The organism is Pseudomonas sp. JV241A, assembly GCF_900275665.1.
Classification (GTDB): Bacteria; Pseudomonadota; Gammaproteobacteria; order Pseudomonadales; family Pseudomonadaceae; genus Aquipseudomonas; species Aquipseudomonas wadenswilerensis.
The window spans coordinates 114,600-121,487 of sequence record NZ_OPYO01000031.1 but is presented as its reverse complement, the minus strand read 5'-3'; the positions used below and the strand labels follow the sequence as shown (position 1 = coordinate 121,487).

The window sequence follows — 6,888 nt, the reverse complement described above, 5'->3', positions numbered from 1 at the left end:
GCATGAGTCACCGAGGCCAGTGCTGGGATAACGCCGTCATGGAGCGCTTCTTCGGTGCATTGAAGTCTGAGTGGATGCCAGCAGAAGGTTACGAAACCGAAGCGCAAGCACAGTTAGACATCCAGGCTTATCTGATGCGTTACAACCTTAAGCGTCTCCACAGCTACAACGGCTATGAAACCCCGGTAGCCATGGAGAAAAAGCTCAAGGTTGCGGCATGAACCTAAACCGGTGTCCAAAATCTGTTGACCAGTTCAGCTTGCCCCGCGATCGCGGCCTGTCAGTCACATCGTATCGCGAGCCAAGCCCGCTCCTACATCGCCCAACGGCTGTTGCGCCAGGCCTGGCGCGCCGCAGCATCCTGGAAGGTCCAGGCGATCATGCGGCTCTGCTTCTGCCCCTGGCCCATCTCCACCACTCGCTGTTCGACAGCACCGGCCTTTTTTAGCGCTGCCTGGATACCGGGCAGGTTGGAGGCTTTGGACACCAGACTGGTGAACCACAGCACCTGCTGGCCAAGGCTGGCGCTTTCGGCCACCAACTGGCTGACAAAGCGGATCTCGCCGCCCTCGCACCAGAGTTCGTTGTTCTGCCCGCCAAAGTTCAGCACCGGCAACTTGCGCTTTGGATCGGCCTTGCCCAGGGCCCGCCATTTGCGCTGGCTGCCGCGGGTGGCTTCTTCGCGCGAGGCGTGGAAAGGTGGGTTGCACAAGGTCAGGTCGAAGCGCTCGTCGCTGTTCAGCAGCCCCAGCAGGATGTGCTTGCGATTGCCTTGCTGGCGCAGGCTGATGGCCTTGCCCAGGCCGTTGGCCTGGACGATTGCGCCGGCTGCCGCAAGCGCCGTGGCGTCGATGTCCGAGCCGAGAAAACGCCAGCGATAATCACTGTGGCCCAGCAACGGGTAGATACAGTTGGCGCCGATGCCGATGTCCAGCGCCTGGACTTGCGCGCCACGGGGGATTTCACCTCCGTTTTCTTCAGCCAGCAGGTCGGCCAGCACGTGCACGTAGTCAGCACGACCGGGAATCGGTGGGCACAGGTAATCGGCCGGGATATCCCAGTGCTGGATACCGTACTGGGCCTTGAGCAGGGCGCGGTTGAATACCCTGACCGCGTCCGGGTTGGCGAAGTCGATGCTCGGCTTGCCGTGGGGGTTGGTGATCATGAACCGGCCCAGCTCAGGGCTGCTCTTGATCAGCTGGGGGAAGTCGTAGCGGCCCTGGTGGCGGTTGCGCGGGTGCAGGGTCGGTTTGTTGGTTGTGGTCATCTTGATGTCCGGTGGAAAGCATCGCGGGTCAAGCCCGCTCCCACAGAGACTGTAGGAGCGGGCTTGACCCGCGATAGCGTCGCTGAGATCAGCGAGTGTTACAAGGCGGCAATCCGCGCATGCTGCTCGGTGAAGTTGGCCAGGGCCTGTTCGGCCTCAGCCAGCTTCGCGCGCTCCTTGTCGATCACCGCAGGCGGTGCCTTGTCGACGAAGGCGGCGTTGGACAGCTTGCCGCCGACGCGCTGGACTTCACCCTGCAGACGCTGGATTTCCTTGTTCAGGCGAGCCAGCTCGGCGTCCTTGTCGATCAGGCCGGCCATCGGCACCAGCACCTGCAGGTCGCCAACCAGGGCGGTGGCGCTCAGTGGCGCTTCGTCCTGCTCGCCGAGCACGGTGAAGGATTCGATCTTCGCCAGCTTCTTCAGCAGCGCTTCGTTTTCCTGCAGGCGGCGTTGGTCTTCGGCGCTGGCGTTTTTCAGGAACAGTTGCAGCGGCTTGCCCGGGCCGATGTTCATTTCGCCGCGGATGTTGCGCACGCCGAGCATCAGCTCCTTGAGCCACTCGATATCGCCTTCGGCAGCGGCATCGATGCGGCTTTCATTGGCCACTGGCCATGGCTGCAGCATGATGGTCTTGCCTTCGGCGCCGGCCAGCGGCGCCAGGCGCTGCCAGATTTCTTCGGTGATGAACGGCATGAACGGATGGGCCAGGCGCAGTGCCACTTCCAGTACCCGTACCAGGGTGCGGCGAGTGCCACGGGCGCGTTCGACCGGCGCGTTCTCGTCCCACAGGACCGGCTTGGAAAGTTCCAGGTACCAGTCGCAATACTGGTTCCAGATGAACTCGTAAAGCGCCTGGGCGGCGAGGTCGAAGCGGAACTGATCGAGCTGGCGGGTCACTTCGGCTTCGGTGCGCTGCAGTTGCGAGATGATCCAGCGATCAGCCAGCGACAGCTCGTAGGCCTCACCGTTCTGGCCGCAGTCTTCGCCCTTGTCCAGCACGTAGCGCGCGGCGTTCCAGATCTTGTTGCAGAAGTTGCGGTAGCCTTCGACGCGGCCCATGTCGAACTTGATGTCGCGACCGGTGGAGGCCAGCGAGCAGAAGGTGAAGCGCAGGGCGTCGGTGCCGTAGCTGGCGATGCCTTCAGGGAACTCGGCCTTGGTCTGCTTGGCGATCTTCTCGGCAAGTTTGGGCTGCATCATGCCGCTGGTGCGTTTTTCCAGCAGCTCGTCCAGGGTAATGCCGTCGACGATGTCCAGCGGGTCAAGGACGTTGCCCTTGGACTTGGACATCTTCTGGCCCTGGCCATCGCGCACCAGACCGTGCACATAGACAGTCTTGAACGGTACCTGCGGGGTGCCGTCCTCGTTCTTCACCAGGTGCATGGTCAGCATGATCATCCGGGCTACCCAGAAGAAAATGATGTCGAAGCCGGTGACCAGCACGTCGGTGGAGTGGAATTTCTTGAGGAATTCGGTCTGCTGCGGCCAGCCCAGGGTCGAGAAGGTCCACAGGCCCGAGCTGAACCAGGTGTCCAGTACGTCGTTGTCCTGGTTCAGGACCACGTCGGCGCCGAGGCTGTGCTTGCTGCGGACTTCTTCTTCGCTGCGGCCGACATAGACCTTGCCGGATTCGTCGTACCAGGCCGGAATACGGTGGCCCCACCACAGCTGACGGCTGATGCACCAGTCCTGGATGTCGCGCATCCACGAGAAGTACATGTTTTCGTACTGCTTGGGCACGAACTGGATACGGCCGTCTTCAACGGCAGCAATCGCCGGCTCCGCCAGCGGCTTGGTCGACACGTACCACTGGTCGGTCAGCCACGGCTCGATGATGGTGCCGGAACGGTCGCCTTTCGGTACTTTCAGGGCGTGGTCGTCGACGCTGACCAACAGGCCTGCGGCGTCGAAATCGGCGACGATCTGCTTGCGTGCGACGAAGCGGTCCAGGCCGGCATACTGGGCAGGCAGGGTAGCGTCGACGCTTTCATTGACGCTGCCATCGAGGTTGAACACCTGGGCGGCCGGCAGGACAAAGGCATTCTTGTCGAAGATGTTCAGCAGCGGCAGGTTGTGGCGCTTGCCGACTTCATAGTCGTTGAAGTCGTGGGCCGGGGTGATCTTCACGCAGCCGGTGCCGAATTCAGGGTCGCAGTAGTCGTCGGCAATGATCGGGATGCGCCGGCCAACCAGCGGCAGCTCGACGAACTTGCCGATCAGCGCCTTGTAACGCTCGTCTTCCGGGTTCACGGCAACGGCGGCGTCGCCGAGCATGGTTTCCGGGCGAGTGGTGGCGACGATCAGGTAATCCTTGCCGTCGGCGGTCTTGGCGCCGTCAGCCAGCGGATAGCGCAGGTTCCACAGGTGACCCTTCTCGTCGTGGTTTTCCACTTCAAGGTCGGAGATCGCCGTGTGCAGCTTGGTGTCCCAGTTGACCAGGCGCTTGCCGCGGTAGATCAGGCCGTCTTCATGCAGGCGCACGAAGGCTTCTTTCACAGCTTCCGAGAGGCCGTCGTCCATGGTGAAGCGCTCGCGGCTCCAGTCGACCGACGAGCCCAGGCGGCGAATCTGGCGGCTGATGTTGCCACCGGACTGATCCTTCCATTCCCAGACCTTTTCCAGGAATTTCTCGCGGCCCAGGTCGTGGCGGCTCTGCCCCTTGGCCTCAAGTTGACGCTCGACCAGCATCTGCGTGGCGATACCGGCGTGGTCGGTACCTGGCTGCCACAGGGTGTTGCGGCCCTGCATGCGGCGGAAACGGATCAGGGCGTCCATGATCGCGTTGTTGAAACCATGCCCCATGTGCAGGCTGCCGGTGACGTTCGGCGGCGGGATCATGATGGTGTAGGAATCGCCCGCGCCTTGCGGAGCGAAATAATTCTCGGACTCCCAGGTGTTGTACCAGGAAGTTTCAATAGCGTGCGGCTGGTAGGTCTTATCCATGCGCGGCGGGACCCTTAGGCATTTATTCAGGAAAGCCGGAGAGTATAACGAAGCGGCAAGCTTCAAGCGACAAGCTGCAAGCTCAGAGCGCCGCACGGCTCTTGCAGCTTGTCGCTTGAAGCTTGTAACTGCTTTTTATTGGTTAAGCATGCGCTCAAGCCTGGCATCGAGGCGGCGCTTGATCTCGCTCTCGATATGCGGGGCGAAATCGTTGATCACGTCCTGCATGATCAGTTGCGCGGCCGCGCGCAGTTCGGCGTCCAGGTGCAGCAGGGTTTCCTGGCGCTTGGCCTGTGGATCGGCAGGGGCTTCAGGCACGTGCGCTGGCGGCACTTCGGCCTCTTCGAGCAACAGCGGGATCTGCTCCTCGACGGTGTCGGTCAACAGCGGTGGTTCGAGGGATGCATCACCTAGCAACTGGCGGATCGACTCCAGGTCGTCCAGCAAGTGCGCGGATTGGGGCAGGGGAGTGGGTTTGTCCATCGTCTTCAGAGTCGCTGTAAGCGGTGATCTTGCAGAGCATAGCCCTGTTCGCGGTAGAAACGGAAACTCTCTCGGGCCGCCTGACGAATCGCCGGCTCTTCGACCACGATCTCGGCGATCCGGGCAAAGCGGGCAGCGAACGGCGGCACCTTGAGGTCAAGGTTGATCAGCAGGTCCTGATGGCTGCCGGCATCATCGCCAAGGCCCAGGGCCACGCTGCCCTGCGGGTCGTCTTCAGCCGGGCTGTGGGGCACGAAGGCCTCGCCCTTGAACGCCCACAGGCGTGCGTCCAGTTCATCGCGCTGGGCGGCGTCGCTGCAATGCAGGTAGACCCGGTGCCCAAGGCGCCAGGCTTTGTCACAGAGCTTGCAGGCGAAATCCAGGCGCGCCGAGGGCGCGGCGCTGGGCAATATGTAGAAATCGACTTTGGTCATGGTCAGCCTGCCGGCCGGCTACGCCCGAAGGCGCAGACGGCCAGCGTCATCTCAGGCGTTGGCGCGATCGAGCAGGTACTGGGTCAGCAGCGGTACCGGGCGGCCAGTGGCGCCCTTGTCCTTGCCACCGCTGATCCAGGCGGTACCGGCGATATCCAGGTGGGCCCAGTGGTAGGCCTTGGCAAAGCGCGACAGGAAGCAACCGGCGGTGATGGTGCCGGCTTTCGGCCCGCCGATGTTGGCGATGTCGGCGAACGGGCTGTCCAGTTGCTCCTGGTACTCGTCGAACAGCGGCAGCTGCCAGGCGCGGTCGTCGGCGCGCTTGCCGGCGTCGAGCAGTTGCCCGACCAGCTCGTCGTTGTTGCCCATCAGGCCTGAGGTGTGGCTGCCCAGGGCGACGATGCAGGCGCCGGTCAGGGTGGCGATGTCGATCACTGCCTGTGGCTTGAAGCGCTCGGCGTAGGTCAGGGTATCGCACAGCACCAGGCGGCCTTCGGCGTCGGTGTTGAGGATCTCGACGGTCTGCCCGCTCATGGTCGTGACGATGTCACCCGGACGGGTAGCGCCGCCGCTTGGCATGTTCTCGGCGCAGGCCAGCAGGCACACCAGGTTGATCGGCAGTTGCAGTTCGAGCACGGCGCGCAGGGTGCCGAAGACGCTGGCAGCACCGCCCATGTCGAATTTCATTTCATCCATGCCGGCGCCGGGCTTGAGGCTGATGCCGCCGGTGTCGAAAGTGATGCCTTTGCCCACCAGCACGAAAGGCTTCTCGCTTTTCTTGCCGCCCTGGTAGTTGAGCACGATCAGGCGTGGCGGCTGGTCGCTGCCCTGGCCAACGGCGTAGAAGGCGCCCATGCCCAGGTCCTTGATCTTCTTCTCGTCCAGCACCTCGACCTTGAGGCCCTTGAATTCCTTGCCCAGGGCCTTGGCCTGTTCGGCCAGGTAGCTCGGGTGGCAAACGTTCGGTGGCAGGTTGCCCAGGTCGCGGGTGAAGCCCATGCCGTTGGCGATGGCGATGGCGTGCTTGACCGCGCGCTCAACGTCACTGGCGCCGGCCTTGGCGCTGAGCAGGGTGATCTTCTTCAGGGCGCGAGGTTCGGCCTTCTTGCTCTTGAACTGGTCGAAAACGTACTGGCCATCGAGCAGGGTTTCGGCAAGCAGGCGGGTCTTGCCATAGAAGGCATCGCGGCCGGTGACGGCGACGTCGTCCAGGGCCAGTGCCGCATCGCTGCCGTTCAGGCCTTTGAGCACTGCCAGCACGCTGGCAATGACCTTGCGCCAGCTGCGATCACCCAGTTCGGCATCCTTGCCGGTACCGACCAGCAGTACGCGCTCGGCCTTGAGGTTGGGCAGGCTGTGCAGCAGCAGGGTCTGGCCGACCTTGCCGGCCAAATCGCCGCGCTTGAGCACGCTGGCCAGGGCACCGCCGGTGGCTTCGTCGATGGCTTTGGCAATGGCGCCGAGTTTGCCGCCTTCTGCCACGGGCAGTACCAGGGTGGCGGTTTTCAAGGATGCTGCGGCTACGCTTTTTACAACCAGTTCCATGTCAGGTTCCCCGAATGATCTGTCGGTGCGCGTTGTCTATGCAGGCGCTGTCGTGGCCGCGTGGTCGCGTACCAGTGCTAAAGCCCCCAGTTTGAGCCTGCTTCGCCCGCCCTGACAACCCCGAGATGAACCATTGTGCAGCGCCAAGTGACAGGCACGGTCAATCACAGGATAATGCGCCAACTTTTACCCGGGTCCGCTCTGGCGAGCGGGC

At 62.9% G+C, this 6,888-nt stretch carries 6 protein-coding genes; 1 reads left to right on the top strand and 5 read right to left on the bottom strand.

Annotated elements, in window-relative coordinates:
* A partial coding sequence (locus JV241A_RS19975; RefSeq protein ID WP_166675676.1) for an integrase core domain-containing protein occupies positions 1-221 on the top strand: 221 nt, incomplete at its 5' end.
* Between the two features lie 92 nt (positions 222-313).
* Here JV241A_RS19975 and rlmF read toward each other — a convergent pair.
* From rlmF to JV241A_RS19950, 5 genes are all read right to left on the bottom strand, one after another.
* A complete protein-coding gene (rlmF, locus tag JV241A_RS19970) occupies positions 314-1,267 on the bottom strand; it encodes a 23S rRNA (adenine(1618)-N(6))-methyltransferase RlmF (protein WP_115088571.1) in 954 nt (317 codons plus the stop codon).
* 98 nt (positions 1,268-1,365) lie between these two features.
* On the bottom strand, positions 1,366-4,212 hold the full coding sequence (locus tag JV241A_RS19965; protein ID WP_134064152.1) for a valine--tRNA ligase: 2,847 nt from the start codon (positions 4,210-4,212) through the stop codon (positions 1,366-1,368).
* Between the two features lie 135 nt (positions 4,213-4,347).
* Entirely contained in the window at positions 4,348-4,695 is a 348-nt protein-coding gene (locus JV241A_RS19960; RefSeq protein ID WP_134064150.1) for a DNA polymerase III subunit chi, read from the bottom strand.
* 5 nt (positions 4,696-4,700) lie between these two features.
* The gene (locus JV241A_RS19955) at positions 4,701-5,129 is read right to left on the bottom strand and encodes a DNA polymerase III subunit chi (protein WP_115088568.1); all 429 of its coding nucleotides are present in this window, start codon (positions 5,127-5,129) and stop codon (positions 4,701-4,703) included.
* A 51-nt stretch (positions 5,130-5,180) separates the two neighbouring features.
* Positions 5,181-6,674, bottom strand: coding sequence for a leucyl aminopeptidase (locus tag JV241A_RS19950; protein ID WP_134064148.1), 1,494 nt, complete (start codon positions 6,672-6,674; stop codon positions 5,181-5,183).
* Positions 6,675-6,888 lie beyond the last annotated feature (214 nt).

What these genes read in the sequence shown, in the direction of transcription:
- rlmF (WP_115088571.1), bottom strand. Translation starts at nt 1,267, where the DNA reads ATGACCACAACCAACAAACCGACCCTGCACCCGCGCAACCGCCACCAG.
- JV241A_RS19965 (WP_134064152.1), bottom strand. Translation starts at nt 4,212, where the DNA reads ATGGATAAGACCTACCAGCCGCACGCTATTGAAACTTCCTGGTACAAC.
- JV241A_RS19960 (WP_134064150.1), bottom strand. Translation starts at nt 4,695, where the DNA reads ATGGACAAACCCACTCCCCTGCCCCAATCCGCGCACTTGCTGGACGAC.
- JV241A_RS19955 (WP_115088568.1), bottom strand. Translation starts at nt 5,129, where the DNA reads ATGACCAAAGTCGATTTCTACATATTGCCCAGCGCCGCGCCCTCGGCG.
- JV241A_RS19950 (WP_134064148.1), bottom strand. Translation starts at nt 6,674, where the DNA reads ATGGAACTGGTTGTAAAAAGCGTAGCCGCAGCATCCTTGAAAACCGCC.